Source organism: Streptomyces sp. SL06, assembly GCF_058244745.1.
The window spans coordinates 6,811,590-6,836,427 of sequence record NZ_JBSYOT010000002.1 but is presented as its reverse complement, the minus strand read 5'-3'; the positions used below and the strand labels follow the sequence as shown (position 1 = coordinate 6,836,427).

Here is a 24,838-nt window from a genome sequence, read left to right as displayed (position 1 = left end):
TCCTGTGCTACACGTTCTGGTGACGGGTGCGGTAACCGTGCATCGAGGTGAAGAACGGCGACGGTTCGAGGGTGGGGTCGCCGGTGTAACCGAGGTCCTCGGCCGCGCCGGCGAACGGGGAGTACGGCGAATCCGTCTCCTTGAGGCCTGCCTCCAGGCAGCCGCGGGCGGCCTCGGCGACGCGGCGCTCGATCGCGATGCTCTGGTCGAGGGCCTCCCGGGCGCGTACGGCGTCGAGTTCCACGCCGTACGGGGTGCCGTCGGCGCGGCGGTAGGGGTGCCCGAGGTACAGGCGCCGCGGACGGATCCCGTCGCGCAGGTACTCCAGGCCGGCGCGGTAGGCCACCGGGTCGGTGTAGCCGGGGAAGCCGTTGGCGGCCCCGTGGACCTGCACGGCGTCGCCGACGAAGACCGAGCGCTGCCCGTCGACGACATAGGCGACCGACCCGGGCGTGTGGCCCGGTACCGAGTGCACCGAGACGGTGACATCGCCGCCGAGGGAGAGCGTCTCGCCGCCCCTGACCAGCAGGGAGGGCTCCATCTCGCCGGAGATGACGGCCTGCGCGGCGGCCCTCACCCTCGCCTCGCCCCCGGGGTCGTCCAGGTACCGGCCCCGGCCCGCGAGGTACTCCTCCACATGCGCCCGCCGGGAGCGGAGCATCGGGGCGTCGGCCTCGTGGACGACCACCCGCGCGCGCCGGCCGGTCAGCTCCCACAGGGCGTGCGCCCCGCCGACGTGGTCGATGTGACCGTGGGTCAGCAGGATCCAGCGCACGTCCTCGACACGGCGTCCGATCGCCTTGAGGGCGGGCGCCATCCCCTCGGCGGGCGAGGAGGCGATCCCGGTGTCGACGACGGCCGGTTCGGGTGCGTCGACGAAGAAGCTGTAGAGACCGAAGCGGCCCCACGGGGAGAACAGGGGGTGGATGTCCACTGCTTGTGTCATGGCTTTCCTTCTCGGCTCGTGCGCGGGTCGGCCCGGTCAGCGCCGAGCGAGGAAGTCACGCGTCTGCGCGAAGACCTTGTGGTACTCCGGGAGCCAGGAGAAGTGCTGGACGAACCCGTGGCCCGCGCCCTCGTACCGGCTCACCGTCGCTTCGACGCCGGCCTCCCGCAGCCGTCGGCCGTAGAGTTCTCCCTCGTCGCGCATCGGGTCGTACTGCGCGGTGACGACGAGGGCCGGGGGCAGTCCGCTGAGGTCCGTCCGCCTGATCGGCGAGACGAGCGGGTCCGCGGGATGGGCGCCGCTGTCGAGGTAGAAGGCGTTGAAGGGCTTGAGCCCCGCCGTCTCCAGGCCGTAGCCCACCGCGTTCTCCCGCAGCGAGGCATAGCGGTCGACGTTGAAGTCCAGGTCGAGCGAGGGGTAGTAGAGGACCTGGTGGGTGATCCGGTCGAAGCCGTCGTCGTGCGCCATGGCGGCGACCGCGGCGACGAAGGTGCCGCCGGAGCTGTCACCGGCGAGGGCGAGGGTCGTGCCGTCCCAGGCGAGACGTTCCGCCTCCTCGGCGGCCCAGCGGACGACCGCGCAGCAGTCGTCGAGGCCGGCCGGGAACGCCGCCTCGGGCGCGAGCCGGTAGCCGACGGAGACGACCTTGAGCCCGGTCTCCTTCGCCAGCGAGCGGGCGACGTGGTCGTGGGTCTCCAGGCTGCCGAGGAAGAACGCTCCGCCGTGGAAGTAGACCAGCAGGCCGTGGCTGTCGGCCTCGGTCGGCGTGTAGATCCGCACCGGCACCTCGCCGGAGGCGGTCTTCGCCCTCACGTCGTCGACCGCGTGAAGCGGCAGGCGCTCGGCGAGGGGGGCGACGTGGGCCTCGTCCGCCGCGCGCATGGCGACCGGGTCGAGCGGGCCCTTGGGCGGGGTGGGCAGGCCGGCGAGGAATGCGGCGATCTCGGGGTGCAGTGGCATGACGTCACTCCTGTCCGGCGGCGGTCGCGGGCTTCTGGCCGGGGAAGACGTCGTTGATCTCTTCCTCGGTCCAGCCCTGGCGGGAGATGCGCTGCAATTCGTCGGTGACCGGTTTGCGGGTGGCCTGGTACCGGGCCAGCGCCTCCTTGACGGAGTCCGCCTCGCGCAGCGCGTCGGCGAGCGCGCCGCCGTCCTCGATGGCCGAGTTCGCGCCCTGCCCCTGGTGGTGCAGCATCGAGTGGGCCGCGTCGCCGACGAGGACGACGGAGTCCGAGTGCCAGGTGCCCACCGGGTCGATGTCGTAGACCGCGCGGATGTTCACGGTGTCCATGTCGAGGCCGCGGGCGATGTTCACGAGGCGCTCGTCGAAGCCGTCCACCGTCGCCAGGAGTTCTTCCTTGGTGATCTCCGGGTTCCAGGTGCCGTCCGGGCACAGGGCGGTGATGTCGAACGACACCTGGTTCCGGTGGCGCAGCGGCAGCAGGTAGATCTTCGTGCCCCGGCCGATGTACATCCGCAGGTTGTCGTCGGTGGCCATGCCGTGGGCGGCGTCGACGGGGATGACCGCGCGGTAGGCGTGCTCCCCGGAGAACACCGGGTCCTTGTCGCCGAACAGTTCCCTGCGCACCACGGACCTGATGCCGTCGGCGCCCACCACGAGGTCGGCCTCCACACTCCTGCCGCCCGCGAAGGTGAGGACCGAGCTGTCGCCCTTGTCCCGGACATTCTCCAGCCGGTGGCCGAGGTGCACCATGCCCTCGGGGAGCACGCCCATGAGGGCCTCGATGAAGTCGCCGCGGTGGATCAGATGGGTGTGGGTCTGCTCGCCGGCGACCGGCCACGCCTCCTTCATGATCGGTTCACCGGTGGCCGTGAGGATCTCGAAGTACTCGCTGGGCGAACTCACCCGAGCGATCGCGTCGAAGATCCCCCACTCGCGGAACCGGTTCATGGTGGCGGGGCGCAGGCCGATGCCGGCGCCGACCTCGCGGATGCGGTTCGCCTGCTCGTAGACGTCGACGCGGGCGCCGAGCAGGCTGAGGGCCTTGGCCGCCGCCGCGCCGCCGTATCCCGCGCCGACGACGGCGATCTTCAGTTTCTTCAGGTCCGAGAGCTGCATGGAGGGTTCTCTCTACTTCTGGATGGTGAGGAAGTCGGCCGGGTTGTCGACGAAAATCGTCTTGATCGCGGCCTCGTCGAGACCGGCGGCGCGCAGGTCCGGGATGAGGTCCTCGAAGAGGTAGTTGACGGTGTGGCCCCGCACGCCCGGCCAGCCCAGCGGGCTGCAGTTGGCGTCGGCCGAGGCGAGGACCTGCCTCAGCCGGCCCTCGCCGATGAACCGCAGGAAGTGGTCCAGCCGCTCCTTGCGGGGGCGGGCCCAGAACGGCGGGTCGGGCAGCTCGGTCTCGTAGCCGAAGGTGTCGAAGCCGATGCGGCCGCCCTGCTCCGCGATCCAGATGTCGCGCGTCTTGTCGGCGTTCACTCCGTCGTCGACGTGTCCGAACAGGACGCGGTCCAGCGGGAGGCCCTCCTCGCCGAAGATCGCGATCGCGTTCTCTGCGTCGATCGCGAGGTGGGTCAGGATCGGTACGCCCGTGGTGAGCGAGGCTCGGGCCGCGGCGCGGTAGATGCGCTTGTCCAGGTCCGTCATGCGGCCGCCGCGGCTGACGCCGACCTTGATGACGCCCGCGAGGCTGCCGGTGTCGCCGATGCCGACGGTGATCTCGTGGACGAACTGGCGCGTCAGGTAGTCCACGTCGGCGTCGGCGAAGTGCGGCAGGGCGGTGTCGCCGCCGACGAAGCCGGTGCAGGCGACGATGTGGACGCCGGTCTTCGCGGACAGCGACTTGTAGTGGTCGACGTCCCGGCCGTTGCAGATCCCGGTCGCGTCGACGAAGGTACCGCCGCCCAGCTCGTGGAACCTGCGCAGCTTGGGGACGGTCTCCTCGTAGCGCTGCTCGGGCTTTTTCCACCACTTCGTGTCCAGCTCGGAGCCGGGCATGCCGTAGCCGATGTGCTCGTGGACGGCCACGAGCCCCAGCTCCTCGGCGGGGATCGGCCCCAGGACGGTGTTCACTCTCGACACAACACTCACCTTTGGAGAAAGAGACTTGACGGTCGTCGGCGCCGGCGCGTTCAGCGCACCGACAGCAGGTCGCGCGGGTTGTCCGCGAGGATCCGCCGGATGTCCTCGTCGCCGAGGCCCTGTGCCTTCAGGAGCGGGACGAAGGCGGTCAGCACGTGGCTGTACGGCAGGTCGTTGCCCGGGTGGCCCTTGGCCACGCCGGTCGCGCTGCTCGACAGGAGGATCCGGTCGCCGAGGCCGGCCCGTACGAGGCCGGCGACCAGGGCGGCGCGCTCGGCGTCGCTGATGTGGGCCCCGTCGCGCGCTCCGACGTGGTCGAGTGCGGCGTAGGCGCCGCGGCGGGCGATCTCGTGGGGCGCGCCTGCGGCGACGGCGTCCTTGCGGTCGAGTCCGCCGACGACGACGCGGTCGGCCGGGAGCTTCTCGTCCAGGACGATGCCGAGGTCGTGGACGGCGTCCTTCCCGTGGCGGACGGAGACGGCGACGCCGGTGCTCAGGGCGGTGCGGGCCGCGCCGCGCAGCAGGCTCTCGTCGGTGGCGGTCGTGCCCTCGGCGGTCGTGGCGGTGGCCACCAGGCCGGCGGCGCCGCGTCGCTCCACGCGGGGGACCACCATGCCCTCGGTGACCTCCTTGGTGAAGAGGTCGGCGAACCTGTCGGCCGGCCAGGGCGTCGGCGGGTTGGTCTGGGGGGTGCGGAAGTAGCCGCCGAGCATCTCCTCGGGGCCCTGCCCGGTCGAGGCGACGAGGTGCACGCCGGTCGTGCGGGACAGGGCCTCGTACAGGCGCGGGTCCCGGCCGTGGAACATGCCGGTGCTGTCGACGACGGTGCCGCCGCCGTGGGCCCGGAAGTCCGTCAGCTTCGCGGCGAGGGTCTCGAAGACCTCCGCGCGGTCGATGGTGACGTTGAAGGCGTGCTCCGCGCCGGGAACGACCGACAGCAGTGCCTCGTGGACCGAGACGACGCCCAGTTCCTCGGCCGCCACCGGGCCCAGGACGGTGTTCACGGTGTTGCTCTTGACGCTCATGCCTGCCCTCACGTGTCCGGTGGGGTGCTGCGTCGCACCCTGTGGCTGGCAAGCACATTAACCATTTGCTTTACATAGCGTCAATGAATTGGACACTAAGAAAAAACAACATACGGAGAGCATGTTTTCAGGGCCCGAAGGGCATGCCCGGGGTCGAACGGCATGCACCGCGTGCATGCCGTGGCATGCCAAACATTCACTTGTTGGATGTGAGGCGGGCCTCTTCACTGAGGAACATGACCACCCCACCCATCTGCGACCTCGACCTTTTCGCGGACGAGGTCGTCCTCGACCCCTATCCCGTCTACGCGGGGCTGCGAGAGCTGGGCCCCGTCGTCCACCTGCGGAAGAACGACGTCTACGCGCTGACGCGGTACGACACGGTCCGAGGCGCGCTCGCGGACTGGGAGTCGTTCTCCTCGACCTCGATCGGGTTCAACCCGATGGCCAACGAGGCGCTCACCGGCACCTCCCTCGCCTCCGATCCGCCGGCGCACACCCGACTGCGCGCCACGCTCACCGAGAACCTCTCGCCGCGCGCGCTGCGCGGCCTCAAGGGGCGGATCACAGCGAAGGCGGACACCCTCGTCGCGGAACTCGTCGAGAAGGGCTCCTTCGAGGCGATCGACGCCCTGGCCCGAGCGTTCCCGCTGGAGGTCGTCGCGGACCTCATCGGCTTCACCGGCCACGTGCGCGACAACATGCTGCGCTGGGGACAGGCCGCCATGCAGGTCATCGGCCCCATGAACGGGCGCACGGCCGAGAGCTTCCCGATCGCCGGCGAGCTGTACGCCTGGTGCTCCCGGGTCCGGGCCGAAGACCTGGCCGAGGGGTCCGTGGGCCGCGCCATCTTCGACGCCGAGGAGCGGGGCGCCATCCCGCCGGACACGGCCGGCCACATCATCCACCAGTACCTGGGGGCCGGCGTCGACACCACCGTCGCGGCGATCGGCAACGTCGTGGCCCTCTTCGGCTCGCACCCCGACCAGCTCGACCTGGTCCGCGAGGACCCCTCGCTGGTACCGGCGGCCTTCAACGAGGTGCTGCGCTTCTGGGCTCCGGTCCACGCCTGGGGCCGGCGCGCCACCAAGGACGTGGAGATCGACGGAACCGTCGTCCCCGGGGGTGCGCAGATCGCGATCCTGTTCGGCGCCGGCAACCGCGACCCGCGGCACTACGAGCACCCGGACGACTTCCTCGTCCGGCGCAACCCGGTCGACCACCTCTCCTTCGGCTACGGCCCCCACGGCTGCGCGGGCCAGGGGCTCGCCCGCCTGGAGGCGCACGCCGTGATCGAGGCGCTGTCCCGGCGGGTGCGGCGCCTCGTCGTCGGACCCGAGGTCCGGATCCCCGGCAACATCACCCGGAGCATCGACAAGCTCCCCGTCCTGGAGGTGATCCCCGCGTGAGGATCGTTCTCGACCGCCCCCGCTGCGAGGGCCACGGCCTGTGCGAGGAGGCCGCACCGCAGCTCATGCACCTCGACGACGAGGGCGAGCTGGTGCTCGACCGCGAACAGGTCGACGACGCCGACGCGGCCCCGGCGAACGCCGCCGTCCGGGTGTGCCCCGTCGCGGCGCTGAGGATCGTATGAGCACCGGCACGGCGGGCCGCGTCGTCGTCGTCGGCAACGGGATCGCCGGGCTCACCGCGGCCGACACACTCCGCGGCGCGGGCTTCGACGGCGAGCTGACCGTCGTCGGCGACGAGCCGCACCCGGCGTACAGCCGCCCGGCCCTCTCGAAGGCGCTCCTGCTCGACGGCGCCGGCATGGCGGCGCACCGGCTTCCGCCCGCCGGGCACGGGGCGACGGAACTGCTGGGCGTGCGCGCGACCGGACTCGACCTCGACCGCCGGCTCGTGACGCTCGACGACGGCACGGACCTGCCGTACGACCGCGTCGTCCTCGCCACCGGCTCCCGGGCGAGGCGGCTGTCCGGCCTGCCCGGGGAACTCACCCTGCGCGGGCTCGACGACGCGCTCTCCCTGCGCGACCGGCTGGCGGACCGGCCGTCGGTCGCGGTGGTCGGCGGGGGGCCGCTCGGCATGGAGATCGCCTCGGGCTGCCTGGCCGCCGGCTGCCGGGTCACCCTCGTCTCCCAGGGGACGCCGCTGGTCGCCCAGCTCGGTCCGTACCTCGCCGGGGTCTTCGTGAGGGCGGCGCTGGAGCGGGGGCTGTCCCTCGTGGAGACCGGGCCGGCCCGGCTGGAGCCGCACGGGGGAAGCGCCCGGGTCCTCCTCGACGACGGCCGGGTGATCGAGGCGGAGGTTGTGCTGACCGCCGTGGGCGACGTGCCCAACACGGAGTGGCTCGCGGACACGGGACTCGTGGTGAAGGGCGCCGTGCCGGTCGACTCGCGCGGGCTGGTCCGGCCGGAAGTCGCCGCCGTCGGAGACCTCGCGGCGTTCCCCACCCCGGACGGGCCGCGCCGCCTCCCCCTGTGGAGCAGCGCGATCGAGCAGGCGAAGGTGGCCGCGACGGCACTCGTCCGCGGCGACGAGGCACCGCCGCTGCGCTTCCAGCCCTACTTCTGGACCGAGCAGTTCGGGCTGGGCCTCAAGGCGGTGGGCCCGCTGCCGCTGGTGGGAGACCCCGTGTACGTCGACGGCGGGCCCGGTGGCGGGCCCGCGCTGATGCGCTGGTCGCACGCCGACGGCAGCGGTACCGCCGTCGCGCTCAACCACCGGATCCCGATCCCCCGGCTGCGGCGAACGGCTCTGGCGGCCGCATAGGGTTCGCCGCATGAGCGACGACGAGGGCACCACGGGCGCGGAACTGGACCGGCTGGCATCGGTCGACCTCAACCTGCTGGTGCCCCTCCTCGCGCTCATCGAGGAGCGTTCGGTGACCAGGGCGGCGGAGCGGGTGGGCCTGTCGCAGCCGGCGATGAGCCACGCCCTCACCAGGATGCGGCGACTGCTGGGCGACGACCTCGTCGTCCGCAGGGGGACGGGCGTGACACCGACCCCGCGCGCGCTGGAGCTGGCCGGGCCGCTGCGCGACGCCCTGCGGCGGGCGGCGCGCATCGTGGACTTCCCCCGTTTCGACCCCGCGACCGACCGGCGGGTCATCACGGTCGCGATGACGACCAGCACGGCGTTCGTCGTCGGCCCGCATCTGACGCGGCTCGTCACGGAGCGCGCCCCGCACGCCACACTGCGCCTGCGGACCATCACGGTGCCGACCGAGGCCACCTTCACGGACCGGGGCGTCGATGTCGTACTCCTGTCGGAGGGGCACTACTCGCCGCATCCGCGCGAGCGGCTGTACAACGACCGCTGCGTGGTGGTGGCCTCGCCGGACACGCCGCCGCGGGCGAGTGCGCTCGACCTCCTGACCACGCAGCCGCACGTCGTCGTCGACACCGAGCGGCGGGTGTTCCCGTACGCGGTGCTTGAGGAGAAGGGTGTCCCCTACCGCGTCGGCCAGTTGAGTTCCGACTTCCTGCTGGTGCCGTTCCTGGTCGCGCGGGCGGGTGGCGTGGCACTCCTTCGCTACCATGTGGCCGCCACCATGCGAACCCTCTCCGACCTGCGGATCGAGGAGTTCCCGTTCCCGATCCCGGGTCTCGGGATCGACATGGTCTGGAATCCCCGGCTGGCCGACCAGTACTTCGTGGAATGGCTCCGGGCGCTGCTGTTCGACGCCGCGGGGCGGGTGGAACGCGGGTCAGGTCAGTAGCCCCACCCAGCTGGCGCTCAGCTCGTCGAGCATCTGGTTGCGCGTGAGCTTCCAGTCGGCGCGGTCCCAGTTCTGTGCCACGAAGTCGAGCTGGGCCATCGCGAGGACGCCCCGGAAGTGGCGCTGATGGGGCTCCAGGCGTCCGGCCCTCGTCAGTCCGTCCTCGATGTCGCTGATGGCCTCCTCCATCCAGCGCTCCACCAGGTCGGTCAGTTCCGGTTCGATCACCGCGGCGTCGCGGCCGAGGCGGATGATGGGCCGGATGGCCGGCCAGCTGTCGGCGGTCTGCCGCAGCCACGCCGTGATCGCCTCCGGCGTCCCGTCGGCGACGGTGGCGACGAGGTCCCGCGCGGTGGAGCCGTGCTCGGCGGAGCGGACGCGTTGCAGCACCTCGTTGAGCTGCTCGTCGATGAGCGCCTTCATCAGTTCGCTGCGGGAGGGGAAGTACGCGTAGAAGGTCACCCGGGTGGTGCCCGCCGCGGTCGCGATGTCGTCGACCGTGGTGGCGGCGTATCCCTTCGCCTTGAAGAGTTCGAGTCCCGACTCCAGCAGCAGCCGGCGGGTCATCCGCTTCTGCGCCTCACGAAGGTTTGCCATGACGGGATCCTAACCGTCACCGCACGTCGAACATACAGACCGACCTTGCATAAGACGCCATGTACAGACCCTTGACGCACCGTAAAGCGGATGCGATTCTCCACGGCAGCACGCCCGACTCGCGTCGTGCCCCTCTCCCCCACCGCGCACGCAGAGCCGAGCCCTTCCACGCTCAAGGCTCCCGCTTCCAGGGATGCCCGTCTTTCCCAGCCAGGGAGAATCAGCAATGACGCTCAACAACGGGACGACAACGTCCCCGAGCCCCACCGCGGGGGCCGCCCGGACACCGGGCTACGCGGGAACACTGGCTGCCGCCTGCGCCGCGGTCTTCGTGGCCCAGGTCGCGAACGCGCTGCCGGCCTCGCTGAACGGACTCCTCCAGGAGGACCTGCACACCCACGGGTCCCAGCTGACGTGGATCACCGCCGCGTTCATGATCGCCGTGGTCTGCTTCGAGTTCACCTTCGGCGTCCTCGGCGACCTCTTCGGCCGCCGCCGGCTCGTCGCGGCCGGCACCGTGCTGGTCGCCGCGGGCAGCACCGTGGCCGCGCTCGCACCGACCGTGCAGGTGCTGTGGATCGGCGCCGCCCTGAACGGACTGGGCGCCGGCGCCATGTTCCCCGGCTCGCTCACGGCGATCACCTCCGTCACCCGCACCATGCGGGAACGGGCCCACGCGGTGGCGGTCTGGAGCGGCTTCCTGTCCGCGGGCGCCGCCGTCTCGCCCCTGCTCGGCGGCATGTTCGCCAAGGTCGGCTCGTGGCGCGGCTCCTTCTGGGTCCTGGTCGCACTCGCCCTGGCCGGCACGGTGCTCACCCTGACGCTCGCCACCGAGTCCAGGGCCCCCGAGGGGCGCAGGCTCGACGTGCCGGGTCAGATCACCTTCGCGCTCGGCCTCATCCTGGTGCTGTACGGCGCCGTCGAGGGGCCCGAGTCGGGCTGGGCCACCCTTCCCGTCCTGCTCGCCTTCGCCCTCGGCGCGTGTTTCCTCGCCGCGTTCGTGCTGGTGGAGCTGCGTGCCGACACCCCGATCCTGGACCTGAAGCTGTTCCGCAACCGGGCCTTCACCGTGTCGTCCGTCGTCGCGGTCATCGGCATGCTCTCCTTCCTGGGCGCCTGCTTCGCGACGAGCATGTGGCTGGGCCCGGTGCAGCACCAGGACCCGATCCGGGTCGCGATCCCCTTCCTGCTCCTCCAGGGGCCCGCGTTCCTGCTCATCCCCGTGGTCTCCCGGCTCCTGCACCGCGTCGCCGCGTCCTGGCTGCTGACCTCCGGGTTCCTCCTGATGGCGACCGGCTGCCTGCTGTGCACCCGGCTGGAACGTCACCGACCCGCGACTCGGCGCGTTCATGGCGCCCGCCCTGCTGATCGGCATCGGTTTCGCCCTGACCGTCAGTTCGGTGACGGCCGTGGCGCTGAACAGCGTGCCCCAGAGCCTCGCGAGCATGGCCAGCGCCACCACCAACATGCTGCGCGACCTCGGCTTCGCCCTGGGACCCGTGGTCGTCGGCGCGGTCGCGCTCAGCAACGCGGGGTCGGACTTCGCCACCGGGCTGGCCGGTGCCGGTCTGCCGGCCGACCAGACGGCGGCGGCGCGTCGGATCGCCGACGCCGGCGGACCCATCGCCGTGAACAGCCTGCCGCCCGGCGCCCCGGGGTCCGCCGCGCACGGTCTGGCCCTGGACGCCCTGGGCAGCGGTTTCAGCACCGCGTTCCTGGTGTGCGGTGCGGCCGCCGTCGTCGCCGCGGCGCTCACCGCGTTCGGCATGATCGGGGTCCACTCGCACCATCCCGCCGCGAACGAGCCGCCCGTACCCGTGCCGCCGGGACGCGACGGCAGCCCGGAGTCGGCGCTCACCAGCTAGGAGCCCGGACGGGGCCTCACCTCACGAGCCGCGCGGTGAGGCCCCGCCCGACGACGGGACATCGGCGATTTCCCTGCCGCGCACATTGACATGAACGCGTCCCAGCGCAACGCTGAGAGCGCTCTCACCGGTACGGACCAATGCCCCCACACCGCACGGAGGTGGAGAGTGCTCTCCAGACTCAGACATCGTCTGCTCGCCGTGGCCATGGCCGCAGGCCTGGCCGGCGCCCTGCTCACGTTCGGCGCCTCACCGCCCGCGGACGCCGCGGTGCCCGCCACCATCCCCCTGCAGATCACCAACAACTCCAACCGCGGCGAACAGGTCCACATCTACAACCTGGGCACCTCGCTGACCACGGGACAGCAGGGCTGGGCCGACGCCGACGGCACCTTCCACGCCTGGCCCGCGGGCGGCAATCCGCCCACCCCCGCGCCGGACGCGTCGATCCCGGGCCCGGCCGCGGGACAGACCAGGACGATCAGCATCCCCAAGCTGTCCGGGCGCATCTACTTCTCGTACGGCCAAAAGCTCGACTTCCGGCTGACCACGGGCGGCCTGGTGCAACCCGCCGTCCAGAACCCGAGCGACCCCAACCGCGACATCCTGTTCAACTGGTCCGAGTACACGCTCAACGACGCCGGGCTGTGGCTGAACAGCACCCAGGTGGACATGTTCTCCGCGCCCTACACGGTCGGCGTGCAGCGCGCCGACGGCGGCGTGATCAGCGCCGGGCGGCTCAAGGCCGGTGGCTACAACGGGGTGTTCGACGCGCTGCGGGCGCAGCCCGGCTGGGGCGGGCTGATCCAGACCCGCTCCGACGGCACCGTACTGCGGGCGCTGGCACCGCTGTACGGGGTGGAGACCGGGGCACTGCCCGCGTCCGTCCTGGACGACTACATCAACCGGGTCTGGCAGAAGTACACGACGGACACGCTCACCGTCACGCCCTTCGGCGACCAGCCGAACACGAGGTTCTCGGGGCGTGTCTCGGGCAACGTCATGAACTTCACCGACAGTTCGGGCGCGGTCGTCACGAGCTTCCAGAAGCCCGACGCCTCCAGTGTGTTCGGCTGCCACCAGCTCCTGGACGCGCCGAACGACCTGGTGCGCGGGCCGATCTCCCGCACACTGTGCGCCGCCTTCAACCGCTCGACGCTGCTGAGCAACCCCAACCAGCCCGACGGCTCGGCGGCCGGCTTCTACCAGGACTCCGTGACCAACCACTACGCCCGGATCATCCACGACCGGATGGCCGACGCGAAGGCGTACGCCTTCGCCTTCGACGACGTCGGCAACCACGAGTCGCTGGTGCACGACGGCGACCCGGCGCAGGCGCGGCTCACCCTCGACCCGCTCGACTGACCCGGTACCCGGGCCCGCCTCCGCCTGTTCGGCGGGGGCGGGCCGCTTGCCGGCTACTTGCCGGTGCCGACGGGGTCGACGCGGATGCCGGGGGCGGTGGTGTCGTCGGGCGGGGTGACGACCAGGCTCGTGAAGGTCGTGCCGGTGCCGCCGGAGGTGTTCGGCGTGCAGTGCAGGGTGGAGCGGGTCTCCTCGCCGGGCCCGAGGTCGACCAGCGGCGCGTCCAGTCCGCTGCGGTCGGCGCTGACGGTGCCGTCCTCGCCCTTGAGGTCGGCCCCGGGGAACCCCTTGAGGGCGCGGGCGGCGGAGCCGGAGGCGGCCCTCTGACCGGAGTCCGACGCGGACGTATCGCCGCCACCGGTGTCCTGGGACTCCGAGTCCTGGGAGCCCGGATCCTGCGCGGCGGAGTCACTCGCACCCCTCGGATCAGTACCGCTCACACATCGGCGCGAGCCTTACCGATCGCTGGGACACGGGGCGCCAAAGGGGGCGTTCCGTCCGGCCGCCCACCAATACGTGGCTGTTACCCGCGCTCGGGCCGGTCCGGGCCGCCCGTGGCGCGGGTGGCCCGGAGGGAGCCGCCGGCTCCCGGTCCCGGTCGCGTCGTTACGCGGGCACCGGCTCGGCCCGCCGGGGCGCCGTGCGGTCGAGATGGACGACCACCGTGGAGAAGAACCGGTTGACGGCGTCGTCGAGACTGCGGATGAAGCCGGACTCCGCGTTGCCGCGCGTGCTGCCCATGCCCTTGAACAGGGACAGCCGGAAGCCGGTGATCTGCGTGCCGTTCTTGGGGACCAGGTCGCCGGGTTCGGGGCGCAGCCGTTCCAGGGTGCCCCGGGGGCCGCCCGTCTCGGTGTCGACCAGCGTCTCGATGTGCAGGTCGGCGGGTGCCTCCGCCAGGCGCCTGACGAGCCGTTTGGTCCGGGCCAGCGGGTACCCCTGCTCGGGCGCCGGGATCTCCATGGAGGTGCGCAGCTTGCCGGTGCGCAGGTCCGCGCTGATCGCCAGGACCCCGGGCATTCCCTCGATCCGCAGTTCGGCCTGCAACCGGCCTTCCGCACACAGTCGGTCGGCCATACGGGCCCGCCGTTCGCCGGGATCGGCGCCCTTCCTCACCCGTCGGACGGGGAGGACCTTCTGGCCGAGGTCGCCACCGAGTCCGAGGCAGACCTGACGGATGAGCCGCTCCCAGCTCTCCACCACGTGCAGGGCGCGGGGGTCGCCGTGGCACAGGGTCTCGTCCTCGATGCCCTTGCGTACGGGGACCCAGGCCGCGCCCATGTTCTGGAAGCCGTGGCATCCGGAGTTCTCGTGCTGGAGGTAGTTCAGCAATTCCTGGAGCAGCCAGGCGTGGGCGCTGTTGCCGACGCCTTCGTGGCGGATGAGCATCTGCGCCTGGTGGGCGACTTCGGCCCAGGAGAGGTGCCACAGGGCCACTTTGTGCTTGCGCCGTCCGTCGATCTTGACGTCGACCAGGGGACTGCCTTCCAGCGCAACGTCGTTCGACAAGGTGATCACCGCCTCGTAGCCGCGTCGTGCGGCGATGTCCATGTAGGCCTGCACCTGCTCGGACTTCAGGGCGTTGCCGTTGGTCTTGGTCTCCACGAGCGCCGTCCACAGTTTGCCGGCCCGTTCGACCCGGATCACACCGTCGGGACGGCGCGGGGTGTCGCCGTGCGGCAGGGTCACCTCGGTGAAGGTCTCCATCCGTCCGGCGGGCGCACCGAAGGCGGCGGTGAGGCGGCGGCCGAACTCCGGCACCTGTGCCATCACCGACAGCAGCACGGACGTGGCGCGCGTCTCGCGGTCGCGGTCGCTCTTGAGGACCGGCACGGGGAAGAGGCTGGCGTCCTTCCAGGACTCGTTCTCCGCGAGGGTCTTCCTGACCGCCTTGGGCAGCGTGACCTTCTTCTTGGCGGTGCGGGGTCGCGACGGCCTCTTGTCCGCAACGGCCTTTGCCCCGGGCTGCCTCGGCGCCGGGACCGCCGCCGACCGGGCCCGCGGTTCCGGGCCGACGGGCGGGGTCGGCGCGGCGGGCTGCTCCGCTCGACCGGCCGCCTTCTCCTCGACCGCCGCCGGGCCCGTCGCGGTCTCGGGCGCCGTCGGCGTCTGGGACGCGTCGTCGTCGATGTCGACGCCGAAGTCCGTGGCCAGCCCGGCGAGGCCCGTGTCGTAGCCCTGGCCCACGGCCCGGAACTTCCACTCCCCTTGCCGCCGGTACAGCTCCCCGAAGATGAACGCGCTCACCGACCCCGCGTCCGCGATGGCGAAGCGGAGCAGGTCGTCGCCCGCCGCGTCGGCCAACGTGACCTGTAGAGCGTCCAGTTCGTCGAAGCGCATACTCTCGTACCGGCTCGCGGCGACGACGATCCGCTCGATGTCCGGCGGAACCGCGGTCAGATCGAAGACGATCCGGTCCTCACTGCCCTCGCCGGAGGGCTTCTTGCCCAGGAGTTGCACGCTTCCGTCGGCGGCCACCGGGTTGTTGTAGAAGTAGAAGTCGGTGTCGCTGCGCACCTTGCCGTCCGCGCTCAGCAGCAGGACGGAGACGTCGGCGTCGCCCTCCCCCGTCTGACTGGTCCACCCCAGACTCACGATCACCGAGTCGGCGTTCTCGCTCAGCCCTGCCAGCCCGATGTTGGCGCCCTTGACCATTTCGTACATGAATCCCCCCACATATCAATGCACGGGTAACCCTAGTACTCGATAACCATGGCCTGCGGCAGCTCCGTGTGAACTGGGCGGCGCATTCGGCGCCCGTGGGAGGCGCCAGGGCAGGGGGTCAGAGGCGGGGCAGGACGCGGGTGGGTTCCTCGGGCTGCCGCAGCAGCTTCTTGTCCGGTTTGCCGGCGTCCGTGAGTGGCAGGGCGTCCACGAAGTCGATGCGGGCCGGTTCGTACATGGGGCCGCGTTGTTCGCGCACCATGGCCCGTAGTTCCTCGGCCTGTACCGCGGTGCCCGGCGCGGTGACCACGGTGGCGTGCACCTGCTCCATGCGGTCGGCGTCCCGTACGCCGTAGACGGCGCTCTGACGCACTGCCGGGTGGGAGTTGAGCAGGTCTTCCAGTTCGGTGGTGTAGACGTGTCCGCCGACCACGACGATCATGTCCTTGAGCCGGTCGACGACGGTCAGGTAGCCCTCCTGGTCGAGGTGGCCGAGGTCGCCGGTGTGCACCCAGCCGTCCCGCAGCACCTCGGCCGTCAGCTCGGGCTGCTTCCAGTAGCCGCGCATGGTGCCGGGTGAGCGCACGCAGATCTCGCCCAGCTCGCCGGCCGGCAGGTCCTCGCCTTCCGGATTGCGTACGGCGACGTCCACACCCGGCAGGACCTTGCCCGCCGTACGCATCCGGTCCGGGCTCCGAAGGTCGTGGTCCTGCGCGCTCAGGACGCTGATCCCGCCGGTCTCGTTCTGGGCGTAGACCTGTACGAGCACGGGCCCCAGACGCCGTACGGCGTCCGCGAGCCGGACGGGTGACGCCTGGCAGCCGCTGTAGGTCACGGTGCTCAGGCTGCTGAGGTCCCGGTGGAGGGAGTCGGGGTGGTCCAGGAGCCGGCAGAGCAGCGGCGGCAGCAGGAACAGGCAGGTGATGCGTTCACGTTCGACGGCAGCGAGCACCTCGCCCGGGTCGAACTCGTCCTGCAGCACCACGGTCCCGCCGGAGCGCAGCACGCCGTCGGCCATCATTCCCCCGGCATGGGCGAGGGTCGTGCACACGAGCTGCCGCAGGGCCCCGTCGGCACCGCGCCGCGCGGGGGTCATCACCCGGCTGATCCGCCCGGCCTGGTCGAAGGCGGAGACGATGCCCTTGGGGCGCCCCGTCGTGCCCCCGGTGTGCCGGATGACGCAGATGTCGTCGGGGCGGCACAGCGCGGAAAACGGGCCCTCGGGCAGCCCGGCCGCCAGCGCCAGAAGGTCCTGTCCGAACGCGCGCCCGGGATCTCCCAGTACGAGCACGTGCGCCACCGGCGCCGTCCTGGTGATCTCCGCGGCGCGGTCCACCAACCGCGGGTCGACGATCAGCGCCCGGGTCTCGAACGTCCCGCACGATCGCCGCCTGCATGCCGACCGAGATCCGGTTGTAGAGGTGGTTGACCTTGCAGCCCGCGAGGTTGGCCGCGTAGCGGGCCGCGATCGTCTCCGGGAGATTGCCGCTGAGCAGGGTGACGGTCGCGCCCCGTTCGACACCCAGGGCCGACAACGCATGGGCCATGCGGTGCACCAGCGCCCTGAACCGCCCGGCCGACAGGCGCCGGTCCCCGTACACGAGAAGCTCACGGTCCGGGTCGGAGCGCATCGCCTCCAGGCTGTCCTCGACAAAGGTGCGCGGCCGGGCGGGCTCCGGGACCGCCCCCGCTGCCGCGCTCTGCCGCACGGGGGCCTCGGGCAGGCCCTCACCAGCCACGGGAACAGCGGTGGGCACGGGGCTGAAGACGGCCGTGGGGGTACCCCCGGACGGGGAGGCTTCGCCGGACACAGGCACTCCATTCGGCAGCGGACTCGGCCACCCGTCCAACGAGACCGACCGCGAACCGTCACCCGGACAAGGCAAGGGGGGCTCACACCGGACTTTCGCGCAAAGCATCATGGCACCACACAGCTGATGCCGCTGCCGTTCGCGGTCCCGCACAGGCGGTGCGGGAGGCCGACCACTTGTGGTGGCGGCGCGTCGACTCGGTCCGGCTCATGAGGCGACTTGGCGTCGAGGTCGGCTGCCGGCTGGTGCCGATGAGCGATCGAGAAGCCCTGGTTCGCCGAACCTCTTGCATGGGTGCCCGGCCGTCGGCAAGCGGGTGTTCAGTGGGTGTCGGCAGCGCGGCGCGGCAGCAGTGGCAGAGCGAGCAGCGAGAGGGCGATGCATCCCAGCACGACGACGAGGCAGACGAGGAGCCCGCGCTCGGGCGAGGTGCGGGCCGCGACGGTGAGGTAGCCGGCGGAGACCAGCGCAGCTCCGATCGCATTGGCGATCTGCTGCGCCCCGTTGAGCGTTCCGCTCGCGCTCCCGGCTTCGGTCTCGTCGATGTCGCCGAGCGCGACCGCGAACACGGTTCCGAAGCCGCACCCCATCCCCAGCCCGCACACGAACAAGGGGATCACCAGCAGCCACGGCGGCCCGCCGGCGAGGAGGACGGCGGACAGGTAGCCGCACACGCCGAGGGCGAGCAGGAGAAGCCCGATCAGCATCAGGCGCCTGCCGAGCCTCGTGATCAGCGCTCGGGTCGAGAACGATGCCGTGATGATCCCGGCCGACGCGGCTGCGGCAATCGCGGCGGCGGGCAGGACAGCCGGCCCGCGGCCGAGTTGCAGGTACAGGGTCGTTGCGAACAGCAGCCCCGCGGTGACCGCGAAGAAACCGATCCCCACGACCACGCCGGCGATGAACGAACGGTTGCGGAGCAGCGAGGGCGCCAGCAGCGGGTGGCGTGCACCACGCTGCTGAAGCCCGAATCCGATCAGCGCCATGATCCCGAGTGCGCCGAGGGCGGCGGGCAGCAGCGAGGTCGGAGCCTGCACAAGCGTCAGCGCGGCAAGGACACCGAGCAGGCCCGCGCTGAGGAGCACCACCGCGACCGGGTCGAGCTCGACCGTCGGATCGGCGTCAGGGCGGGGCAGCGATCCGGCGGCGAGCGGAAACAGCGCGATGGCGACGAGAACATTGAGGAGGAACACGGCCCGCCAACCGGAGCCGAACGGATTCGCCGTCATCACGAGGCCGGCGAGCACCGGGCCGGAGATCGAACTCACGGCCATGAGTGGCCCGAACAGGCCGAAGACCCTGCCGAGTTCCGTCCGGGGGAATGCTCGCACCAGCAGGGTGAAGCCCTGCGGGATCAGCAGGGCTCCGAACCCGCCCTGAACGACGCGGAAGAACACGATGACGCCGACTGCCGGAGCGAGCGCGCACAGGGCTGATGCGGCCGCGAATCCGCACAGTCCGGTCAGGAACACACGGCGGGCTCCGAAACGGTCGCCGAGGCGCGCACCGAGAACCAGCGTGGAACCGAGGGCGAGCGCGTACGAGGCACCCAGCCAGGGCGCCGGCCAGTCAGGAGCGTGGAGGTCTCGAAGGATGGACGGAGTCGCCACGTTCGTAACGGTGGTGCTCAGCAAGTCCATGACATCCGCGACCAGGACCACAGCGAAGATCAGCCATCGGGCAGGCTGAGCGAAACAGGTGTTTTCGGGCACAGCGAAAAGCTCTCTTCATGAGAGATTCAGACGCCCCACTGGGGCGCCGTGCCGGCCGGAAATCCCGACACGGCCGCCCGTATGTGCGGCGCCGGTCCCTGCGGCAGTCGTCGCGTGCCGCCGCGTACGCTCGCGACAAGACGGGCATAGTGTCCTCATATGCCTGATGTTCGGTGTGCCCGGTGTCGCCCGTACCCGGCCGCCGCGGCCCTCGCCGCCCTGCTGGAAGTCGCCCGGTCGCGGCGCCGCCGCCCCGCTCCCCACCGGTCCACGGACGTGACCGCCGGGCACTCCCGGGGCCGGCAGATCGTTTTCACGGGTACGAAGGACGAACGCCGCTCGACACGGGCCGGCAGCGGAGGAGAAGACCCCAGATGAAGCACCTGAAGGTGGGCGATCTGATGAGCGACGCCGTGGTCCGCGTCCAGCGCGGCACACCGTTCAAGGAGATCGCCCACCTGTTGCAGGAGTACGACATCACGGCGGTGCCCGTCGTGGACGGGGAGAACCGCCCCGTGGGGGTCGTGTCGGAGGCGGACCTCCTGCAGAAGATGTGGGGCTCGGGCCCGGCCGGCTCGAACGGGGCGGGGCACGAGGAGGGGCCCCGCTCGGCCGGGGACAAGGCGTCCGCCACGGACGCGGCGGGGCTCATGACCTCACCCGCGCTGTGCGCACGAGAGAGCTGGAGCGTCGTCGACGCCGCCCGGGTGCTGGCGGCGCACGGCATCAAGCGGCTCCTGGTCGTCGACGACGGGGGGCGGCTGATCGGGGTCGTCAGCAGGAGCGACCTGCTGCGGGTCTTCCTGCGCACGGACCGGGCGATCCGCACCGAGATCATCGAGGAGTCCCTGGTCCGGGCTCTCGGCCTGGCGCCCTCGTCGATGCAGGTGGACGTGACACACGGACATGTCGTGCTCAGCGGCCGGCTCCCGGACCATGTGACCGTCCCGGCGCTGGAGGAGCACTGCCGACGCGTCGACGGCGTCGTCGCCGTGGAGTTCAGAACGGCGGGCGAGGCCGACGCCGGGGGCGCCGCCGCCATCGGCCGGTGACCGGTCGAACCGGGGCCCGGCGGCCCCGGTTCGTGAGCGGGTGTCAGACTCCGGCGGTCTCCGGCTCGCGGGCGGGCCCGGCGGGCGCCGCGGTGTCGCCCAGCTCCCTGTGGAGCTTCTCGCCCTCGACGTCGACGTTCGGCAGGACGCGGTCCAGCCACCCGGGCAGCCACCACGCCCTGGCGCCGAGCAGGGCGAGCACCGCGGGCACGATGGCCATGCGGACCACGAAGGCGTCGAAGAGGACCGCGATCGCGAGCCCGAAGCCCATCATCTTGATCATGTCGTCGTTCTCCATGATGAAGCCGGAGAAGACGCTGATCATGATGATCGCGGCCGCCGCGACGACCCGGCCGCCGTGCGTGAAGCCCGTGGTGACGGACTCGGCGGCGGACGATCCGTGGACGTACGCCTCACGCATCCGGGTCACGAGGAACACCTCGTAGTCCATGGCGAGTCCGAAGACCACCCCGATCATGAAGATGGGCATCATCGACATGATCGGGCCCGGCTGGTCCACGCCGAAGACGCCGGCGAGCCAGCCCCACTGGAACACGGCGACCACCGCGCCGAGTGCCGCGGCCACCGAGAGCAGGAAGCCGAGGGCCGCCTTGAGCGGGACGAGCACCGAGCGGAAGACCAGCATCAGGAGCAGGAAGGCGAGGCCGACGACCAGCGCCAGATACGGGACGAGCGCGTCGTCCAGGGTCTGCGAGAAGTCGATGGTCATCGCGGTCGCGCCGGTGACCAGCATCGTGGCACCCGTGTCCGTCCTGACGCCGCCGGACAGCGAGCGGATGTCCCGCACCAGCGACTCGGTGGCCGCGTCGCTCGGGCCGGTCTTGGGCACCACCGTGAGGACCGCGGTGGTGCCGGCCTCGTTGAAGCTCGCCGGTGTGACGGCCGCGGCCCCGCCGAGGCCGGTGATCTTCTTGCCCACGGTGTCGGCGGCGGCCTGCGGGTCGGCGGCGCCCCGGGTGTCGACGGTGACCAGCAGCGGGCCGTTGAACCCGGCGCCGAAGGACTCGGACAGCATGTCGTAGGCCTTGCGCTGGGTGGTGTCGGGTGCCGAGCTGCCCTCGTCGGGCAGGCCCAGCTCCATTCCGGCGGCCGGCACGGCGACGACACCGAGCCCGAGCACCGCGGTCAGCAGCACGGTCAGCGGGCGGCGCAGCACGAAGCGGGCCCAGCGGGTGCCGAGCGTCGGCCCGGCGGAGGCGCCCTGCGTCCCGGCGGGTGCCCTGCGGTCCCTGCGGCTGAGCGCCCTCCGGCCGGCGAAGCCGAGCAGCGCCGGGGTGAGGGTGAGCGCGATCAGTACGGCGATGCCGACGGTGCCCGCGGCGGCCAGGCCCATCTTGGTGAGGATCGGTATGTCGACGACCGCGAGGCCGGCCAGGGCCACGACGACGGTGAGTCCGGCGAAGACGACGGCGGAGCCCGCGGTGCCGACCGCGCGTCCGGCGGCCTCCTCGGGGCTGCGGCCCTCGGCGATCTCCGCCCGGTAGCGGGAGACGATGAACAGCGCGTAGTCGATGGCGACCGCGAGGCCGATCATCATGGCCAGCGTGGAGGTGGTGGCGGACAGTTCCAGTGTGCTGCCGAGCGCCCCGATGGCGGAGATGCCCGTGCCGACGCCGATGATCGCCGACAGCAGCGGCATGCCGGCCGCGACCAGTGAGCCGAAGGTCAGCAGGAGCACGACCGCGGCGACCCCGATGCCGAACAGCTCGGCGGTGCCGCCCATTTCCTGATCGGCCTCGACCGCGTCACCGCCGGTCTCGACGGTGAAGCCGTCGCCGCGCGCGTCGTCGGTGGCGGCGACGAGCGACTCGCGGGCCCGGTCGGTCAGCTCCATCGCGTTGACCTCGTACGTCACGGAGGCGTACGCGGTCGTGCCGTCCGCGCTGACGGCGCCCGCCGCGAACGGGTCGTCCACGGAGGTGACCTGCGGGCCCGCGCCGAGGGCCGTCACCAGTTCTTCGACCCTGGCCTTGCCCGCCGGGTCGGAGATCTTTGCGCCGTCGGGCGCGCGGATCACGACCCGTGCCGTGGCGCCCTCGGCACCGGCGGCCGGGAACTGCTCGTCGAGCAGGTCGAACGCCTTCTGGGACTCGGTGCCTGGCATGGAGAAGGAGTCTTCGGGCGGGGCGGGCGCGGTGGACGCGGCGACGCCGGCGCCCACGAGTACGGCCAGCCACAGCAGGACGACGAGGCCGCGGCGCCGGAACGCGCGTCGGCCGAGCCGGTAGAGAAACGTAGCCACCTGGGACCAATCGGTCGGGTTGCGGGCAGGACGAGGACCCGGCGCACGAGGGAAGGCGGAGGCATTGACCGGGGCACTCCTCCATGCTCACCCGGAGGTTCCCGCGTTTGATCCGACCCTGGGTCTGGACCGGCGTACTCCATGGGGTGTAGTGGGTCCCCGTGGTCCGCTCCCCGTGGTGTAGGGCGGCGCGATGGGTGTACGCCGCATTCCGTTGCCGCGGGCAGCCGAGGCGGTGCGGCAGGTCACCGGTGCCGTGTCGCCGCCCTCGCCGTCCGGGCGGTGAGTGACGCACCGCGGCGGTTGACCTTCACCTTGGGGGAGGCCACAGCATCGTGGGGCCGGGCGACGTGTCCGGCACGAGGAGGAGCGGCATGGAGTTGCTGACCATCGGGGCGTTCGCGAGGGCGTCCCGGCTGTCGCCGAAGGCGCTGCGGCTCTACGACGAGCTGGGCCTGCTGGCCCCGGCCCGCGTCGACCCGGTGACCGGCTATCGCCACTACGCGCCCGAACAGGTGGAACAGGCCCGGCTCGTCGCCTGGCTCCGGCGCCTGGGGATGCCGCTGGTCCGCATCCGGCACGTCTGCTCGCTGGAGGCCGGGGCCGCGGCCCGGGAGGTGCGTGCCTTCTGGGCGCGGGCCGAGGCCGACACCGCCGCACGGCGCGACCTTGCCGCCTTCCTCGTCGACCATCTGGCCCGAAAGGACCCCGCCATGTCCCCGACCACGACTCCCCTGAGCATCCGTTACGCCGCCCGTTCCGACACCGGTCTGGTCCGCGAGACCAACCAGGACACCGTGTACGCCGGTTCCCGCCTGCTCGCCGTCGCCGACGGCTTCGGCAGCGGCGGAGCCCCCGCGAGCGCCGCCGCCGTCGGGGCGCTCAAGCACCTGGAGAGGGACGGCATCGCGGCGGGCGGTCTCCTCAACGTCCTGGCGGACGCCGTCGAGGAGGCCGAACGGGCGGTGCACGACGCCGTCCCGGCCGGCCCCGCCGACCAGGAGGCCGGCACGACCCTCACCGCGATGCTCTGGACCGGCTCGCAACTGGCCCTCGTCCACATCGGCGACTCCCGGGTCCATCTGCTGCGCGACGGGGAACTGTTCCAGATCACGCACGACCACACCGTGGTGCAGTCGATGGTCGACGAGGGACGCATCAGCCCGGAGGAGGCCGCCTCCCATCCCGAGCGCTCACTGCTGGTACGGGCCCTTGGCCGGGGAGCGGACGCCACCGCCGACATGCGCCTGCACGACGCCCTGCGCGGGGACCGCTATCTGCTCTGCTCCGACGGCCTCACGAGCGTGGTGCCGGCCGGGGAGATCCACCGGGTGCTCACCGACGCCGGGGACCCCGGGCAGGCCGTCGGCGAACTCGTCGCCCTCGCCAACGCGTCCGGCGGTCCCGACAACGTCAGTTGCGTGGTCGCCGATGTCGTGGCGAGCGACCCGGCCCGCTGAACACCGGGCCCGGCGCGGACGGTCGTACGCGGCGCCTCCGGGGGTCCGGGGGCGTCACACCCGCTGGGTCCGGTCCGCGCTCGCGGGCCCGGCGGCCAGGGCGCCCGTCACGAGGCGCGACCGGCTGTGCAGCCGCATCGAGACGGTGACGAAGGCGATCGCGACCAGGGTCATCGTCGCGCCCGCCCAGGCGGTGGCGGCGTAGCCGAGGTCCGCGTCGATCACCGTGCCGCCGAGCCAGGGGCCGCCGGTGTTGCCCAGGTTGAACGCGGCGGTCGTCGTCGCGCCCGCGAGCGTGGGCGCGGCGCCGGCCACGTTGAACATGCGGGCGTTGAGCGCAGGTGCCGTGTAGAACGCGGAGACACCGAGCAGCAGCGCGAGCGCGATCACGACGGCGGGGCTCGACGCGAACAGCGCCAGCGCGGCCAGCAGCACCGTCGAGGCGGTGATGCCGGAGAGCAGCACGCCGAACAGGTGCGCGTCGGCGACCCGGCCGCCGATCGTGGTCCCGATCAGCGCGCCGACTCCGAACAGCGCCAGCACGGTCGGCACCCAGCCGTCCGCCAGTCCGGCCACATCGGTGAGCAGCGGCGCGAGGTAGGAGAAGGCGCAGAACACACCGCCCGCGGCGAGCGCGGTCACCACGATGGACAGCCACACCTGACGGTCCCGGTAGATCGCCAGCTCGCCCTTCAGACGGGGCCGCCGCTCGGGCAGCGGGATGCGCGGGATCAGGGTCACCACGCCCACGAGCGCGACGGCGGACGCGGCGCCCACGGCCCAGAACGCGGAGCGCCATCCCAGGTTCTCGCCGAGGAACGCGCCCGCCGGGACGCCGAGGACGTTGGCGATCGAGAGGCCGCCGATCATCACGGCCATCGCGCGGGCCCGCGCCGTCATCGGCACCATCGCGATGGCGACGGCCGCGCCCACGGCCCAGAACCCGGCGCAGGCGAGGGCGCTCACCACCCGCGAGACGAACAGGACCTCGTACGTCGTCGCCAGCGCGCCCGCCACCTGGCCGAGGCCGAACACCGAGATCAGCGCGACCAGGGTGGTCTTGCGCGGCAGTCGCAGGGTCGCGACCGCGAGCAGGGGCGCGCCGACCACCATGCCGATCGCGAACGCGGATATCAGCAGCCCGGCTTGGGGGATCGACACGTCCATGTCGTCGGCGATGGGCGGCAGCAGCCCGGAGAGCATGAACTCGCTCGTGCCGAGTGCGAAGACGGCCAGGCCGAGCATGTAGACGGCGAGCGGCATGCGGGCGGCTGCGGTCCGCGGAGCAGAATCGGGCATGACAGGTGTCAACGGGGCCGTGCCTGCCGCCATTCCCGCGCCCGCGGCCCG

20 protein-coding genes and 2 pseudogenes are annotated in these 24,838 nt (G+C 71.8%); 9 read left to right on the top strand and 13 right to left on the bottom strand.

The window, feature by feature from the left end:
• Positions 1 to 7 precede the first annotated feature (7 nt).
• Genes AC4IHM_RS31400 through AC4IHM_RS31380 form a run of 5 tightly spaced genes read right to left on the bottom strand, consistent with a single transcriptional unit; the run spans position 8 to position 5,017 of the window.
• Complete coding sequence (locus tag AC4IHM_RS31400; RefSeq protein WP_490870347.1) at positions 8 to 946, bottom strand: MBL fold metallo-hydrolase; 939 nt, start codon at positions 944 to 946, stop codon at positions 8 to 10.
• Between the two features lie 36 nt (positions 947 to 982).
• A complete protein-coding gene (locus tag AC4IHM_RS31395) occupies positions 983 to 1,906 on the bottom strand; it encodes an alpha/beta hydrolase (protein WP_490870346.1) in 924 nt (307 codons plus the stop codon).
• Between the two features lie 4 nt (positions 1,907 to 1,910).
• The gene (locus AC4IHM_RS31390; RefSeq protein ID WP_490870345.1) at positions 1,911 to 3,026 is read right to left on the bottom strand and encodes an FAD-dependent oxidoreductase; all 1,116 of its coding nucleotides are present in this window, start codon (positions 3,024 to 3,026) and stop codon (positions 1,911 to 1,913) included.
• Between the two features lie 12 nt (positions 3,027 to 3,038).
• Positions 3,039 to 3,992 carry a phosphotriesterase family protein gene (locus AC4IHM_RS31385; protein ID WP_490870344.1) on the bottom strand — a complete coding sequence of 318 codons (954 nt, stop codon included), beginning with the start codon at positions 3,990 to 3,992 and terminating at the stop codon, positions 3,039 to 3,041.
• 50 nt (positions 3,993 to 4,042) lie between these two features.
• A complete protein-coding gene (locus AC4IHM_RS31380; protein WP_490870343.1) occupies positions 4,043 to 5,017 on the bottom strand; it encodes a phosphotriesterase family protein in 975 nt (324 codons plus the stop codon).
• 236 nt (positions 5,018 to 5,253) lie between these two features.
• On the opposite strand from AC4IHM_RS31380, the gene AC4IHM_RS31375 reads away from it, so the two are divergent.
• The 4 genes from AC4IHM_RS31375 to AC4IHM_RS31360 are packed head-to-tail and all read left to right on the top strand — an operon-like array spanning position 5,254 to position 8,699.
• Positions 5,254 to 6,426, top strand: a complete 1,173-nt coding sequence (locus AC4IHM_RS31375; RefSeq protein ID WP_490870342.1) for a cytochrome P450 — start codon at positions 5,254 to 5,256, stop codon at positions 6,424 to 6,426.
• Positions 6,423 to 6,611 (top strand): ferredoxin, encoded by a 189-nt coding sequence (locus AC4IHM_RS31370; protein WP_490870341.1) that lies wholly within the window; start codon positions 6,423 to 6,425, stop codon positions 6,609 to 6,611. Before AC4IHM_RS31375 ends, AC4IHM_RS31370 begins: the two co-directional genes overlap by 4 nt.
• Positions 6,608 to 7,750 (top strand): NAD(P)/FAD-dependent oxidoreductase, encoded by a 1,143-nt coding sequence (locus AC4IHM_RS31365; RefSeq protein ID WP_490870340.1) that lies wholly within the window; start codon positions 6,608 to 6,610, stop codon positions 7,748 to 7,750. The genes AC4IHM_RS31370 and AC4IHM_RS31365 overlap by 4 nt, the downstream gene beginning before the upstream one ends.
• 10 nt (positions 7,751 to 7,760) lie before the next feature.
• Complete coding sequence (locus tag AC4IHM_RS31360; RefSeq protein WP_490870339.1) at positions 7,761 to 8,699, top strand: LysR family transcriptional regulator; 939 nt, start codon at positions 7,761 to 7,763, stop codon at positions 8,697 to 8,699.
• Here AC4IHM_RS31360 and AC4IHM_RS31355 read toward each other — a convergent pair.
• Complete coding sequence (locus AC4IHM_RS31355) at positions 8,688 to 9,296, bottom strand: TetR/AcrR family transcriptional regulator (RefSeq protein ID WP_490870338.1); 609 nt, start codon at positions 9,294 to 9,296, stop codon at positions 8,688 to 8,690. The two genes, AC4IHM_RS31360 and AC4IHM_RS31355, sit on opposite strands and share 12 nt — an antisense overlap.
• 193 nt (positions 9,297 to 9,489) lie before the next feature.
• On the opposite strand from AC4IHM_RS31355, the pseudogene AC4IHM_RS31350 reads away from it, so the two are divergent.
• The 3 genes and pseudogenes from AC4IHM_RS31350 to AC4IHM_RS31340 form a co-directional block, all read left to right on the top strand.
• Positions 9,490 to 10,515, top strand: a pseudogene (locus AC4IHM_RS31350) (MFS transporter); the annotation flags it as partial.
• A 130-nt stretch (positions 10,516 to 10,645) separates the two neighbouring features.
• Positions 10,646 to 11,161: a hypothetical protein gene (locus tag AC4IHM_RS31345; RefSeq protein ID WP_490871025.1), complete on the top strand. Its 516-nt coding sequence runs from the start codon at positions 10,646 to 10,648 to the stop codon at positions 11,159 to 11,161.
• 168 nt (positions 11,162 to 11,329) lie between these two features.
• Entirely contained in the window at positions 11,330 to 12,526 is a 1,197-nt protein-coding gene (locus AC4IHM_RS31340) for a glycoside hydrolase family 64 protein (RefSeq protein ID WP_490870337.1), read from the top strand.
• A gap of 53 nt (positions 12,527 to 12,579) precedes the next feature.
• Here the strand turns inward: AC4IHM_RS31340 and AC4IHM_RS31335 are convergent, their stop codons facing one another.
• The 5 genes and pseudogenes from AC4IHM_RS31335 to AC4IHM_RS31315 form a co-directional block, all read right to left on the bottom strand.
• Positions 12,580 to 12,966, bottom strand: coding sequence for a DUF4232 domain-containing protein (locus AC4IHM_RS31335; RefSeq protein WP_490870336.1), 387 nt, complete (start codon positions 12,964 to 12,966; stop codon positions 12,580 to 12,582).
• A gap of 166 nt (positions 12,967 to 13,132) precedes the next feature.
• Positions 13,133 to 15,190: a TerD family protein gene (locus tag AC4IHM_RS31330; protein ID WP_490870335.1), complete on the bottom strand. Its 2,058-nt coding sequence runs from the start codon at positions 15,188 to 15,190 to the stop codon at positions 13,133 to 13,135.
• A 118-nt stretch (positions 15,191 to 15,308) separates the two neighbouring features.
• Positions 15,309 to 16,526 (bottom strand): AMP-binding protein, encoded by a 1,218-nt coding sequence (locus tag AC4IHM_RS31325; protein ID WP_490870334.1) that lies wholly within the window; start codon positions 16,524 to 16,526, stop codon positions 15,309 to 15,311.
• Positions 16,527 to 16,620: 94 nt separating this feature from the next.
• Positions 16,621 to 16,821: pseudogene (locus AC4IHM_RS31320) on the bottom strand (AMP-binding protein); the annotation flags it as partial.
• 500 nt (positions 16,822 to 17,321) lie between these two features.
• On the bottom strand, positions 17,322 to 18,713 hold the full coding sequence (locus AC4IHM_RS31315) for an MFS transporter (protein WP_490870333.1): 1,392 nt from the start codon (positions 18,711 to 18,713) through the stop codon (positions 17,322 to 17,324).
• Positions 18,714 to 19,087: 374 nt separating this feature from the next.
• Here AC4IHM_RS31315 and AC4IHM_RS31310 point away from each other — a divergent pair, with 374 nt between their 5' ends.
• Complete coding sequence (locus tag AC4IHM_RS31310; protein ID WP_490870332.1) at positions 19,088 to 19,765, top strand: CBS domain-containing protein; 678 nt, start codon at positions 19,088 to 19,090, stop codon at positions 19,763 to 19,765.
• A gap of 43 nt (positions 19,766 to 19,808) precedes the next feature.
• Here AC4IHM_RS31310 and AC4IHM_RS31305 read toward each other — a convergent pair whose 3' ends face one another.
• A complete protein-coding gene (locus tag AC4IHM_RS31305; RefSeq protein ID WP_490870331.1) occupies positions 19,809 to 22,028 on the bottom strand; it encodes an MMPL family transporter in 2,220 nt (739 codons plus the stop codon).
• Between the two features lie 374 nt (positions 22,029 to 22,402).
• On the opposite strand from AC4IHM_RS31305, the gene AC4IHM_RS31300 reads away from it, so the two are divergent.
• Entirely contained in the window at positions 22,403 to 23,488 is a 1,086-nt protein-coding gene (locus AC4IHM_RS31300) for a MerR family transcriptional regulator (RefSeq protein WP_490870330.1), read from the top strand.
• A gap of 54 nt (positions 23,489 to 23,542) precedes the next feature.
• Here AC4IHM_RS31300 and AC4IHM_RS31295 read toward each other — a convergent pair whose 3' ends face one another.
• The gene (locus AC4IHM_RS31295; protein WP_490870995.1) at positions 23,543 to 24,751 is read right to left on the bottom strand and encodes a Cmx/CmrA family chloramphenicol efflux MFS transporter; all 1,209 of its coding nucleotides are present in this window, start codon (positions 24,749 to 24,751) and stop codon (positions 23,543 to 23,545) included.
• Positions 24,752 to 24,838 lie beyond the last annotated feature (87 nt).

Excerpts from the sequence above, each read along its gene's own strand:
- AC4IHM_RS31400 (WP_490870347.1), bottom strand. The coding sequence starts at position 946 with ATGACACAAGCAGTGGACATCCACCCCCTGTTCTCCCCGTGGGGCCGC.
- AC4IHM_RS31395 (WP_490870346.1), bottom strand. The coding sequence starts at position 1,906 with ATGCCACTGCACCCCGAGATCGCCGCATTCCTCGCCGGCCTGCCCACC.
- AC4IHM_RS31390 (WP_490870345.1), bottom strand. The coding sequence starts at position 3,026 with ATGCAGCTCTCGGACCTGAAGAAACTGAAGATCGCCGTCGTCGGCGCG.
- AC4IHM_RS31380 (WP_490870343.1), bottom strand. The coding sequence starts at position 5,017 with ATGAGCGTCAAGAGCAACACCGTGAACACCGTCCTGGGCCCGGTGGCG.
- AC4IHM_RS31375 (WP_490870342.1), top strand. The coding sequence starts at position 5,254 with ATGACCACCCCACCCATCTGCGACCTCGACCTTTTCGCGGACGAGGTC.
- AC4IHM_RS31365 (WP_490870340.1), top strand. The coding sequence starts at position 6,608 with ATGAGCACCGGCACGGCGGGCCGCGTCGTCGTCGTCGGCAACGGGATC.
- AC4IHM_RS31360 (WP_490870339.1), top strand. The coding sequence starts at position 7,761 with ATGAGCGACGACGAGGGCACCACGGGCGCGGAACTGGACCGGCTGGCA.
- AC4IHM_RS31355 (WP_490870338.1), bottom strand. The coding sequence starts at position 9,296 with ATGGCAAACCTTCGTGAGGCGCAGAAGCGGATGACCCGCCGGCTGCTG.
- AC4IHM_RS31345 (WP_490871025.1), top strand. The coding sequence starts at position 10,646 with ATGGCGCCCGCCCTGCTGATCGGCATCGGTTTCGCCCTGACCGTCAGT.
- AC4IHM_RS31330 (WP_490870335.1), bottom strand. The coding sequence starts at position 15,190 with ATGTACGAAATGGTCAAGGGCGCCAACATCGGGCTGGCAGGGCTGAGC.
- AC4IHM_RS31310 (WP_490870332.1), top strand. The coding sequence starts at position 19,088 with ATGAAGCACCTGAAGGTGGGCGATCTGATGAGCGACGCCGTGGTCCGC.
- AC4IHM_RS31300 (WP_490870330.1), top strand. The coding sequence starts at position 22,403 with ATGGAGTTGCTGACCATCGGGGCGTTCGCGAGGGCGTCCCGGCTGTCG.
- AC4IHM_RS31295 (WP_490870995.1), bottom strand. The coding sequence starts at position 24,751 with ATGCCGCTCGCCGTCTACATGCTCGGCCTGGCCGTCTTCGCACTCGGC.